The sequence below is a fragment of the Streptomyces niveus genome (assembly GCF_001723055.1).
Lineage (GTDB): Bacteria > Actinomycetota > Actinomycetes > Streptomycetales > Streptomycetaceae > Streptomyces > Streptomyces niveus.
Map to the genome: position 1 here is coordinate 188 of NZ_MDCR01000591.1, position 326 is coordinate 513.

Annotated in this window: 1 protein-coding gene; it reads left to right on the plus strand. The window is 74.8% G+C overall.

Annotated elements, in window-relative coordinates; translation table 11 throughout:
- Positions 1-326: GNAT family N-acetyltransferase (locus BHU15_RS37770; RefSeq protein WP_255293326.1), on the plus strand; the 326-nt coding region annotated here is incomplete at both ends.

Sequence of the window (326 nt, forward strand, 5' to 3'; positions counted from 1 at the left end):
GGTCCTCGCCGAGGTCCACGACAACGACGGATACCCCGTCAACTGGCCCCAGGATCCGGCGGACTGGCTCGCGCCCGCCGAGTCGCCCGCCGCGTGGGTGGCCCTGCTCGACGACCGGATCGCCGGTCATGTCTGTCTGTCCCACGCCCGCCCCGGCGACACCGCGCCCGAGCACTGGAGCAGCCGCACCGGTCTGAGCCCCGCCGACACGGCGGTGGTGAGCCGGCTGTTCGTGTCGCCGAAGGCCCGGGGCCAGGGAATCGGCGCGCTGCTGCTCACCGAGCTGGTCCGCGACGCGCGTGGGCGCGGGCTGCATCCGGTGCTGG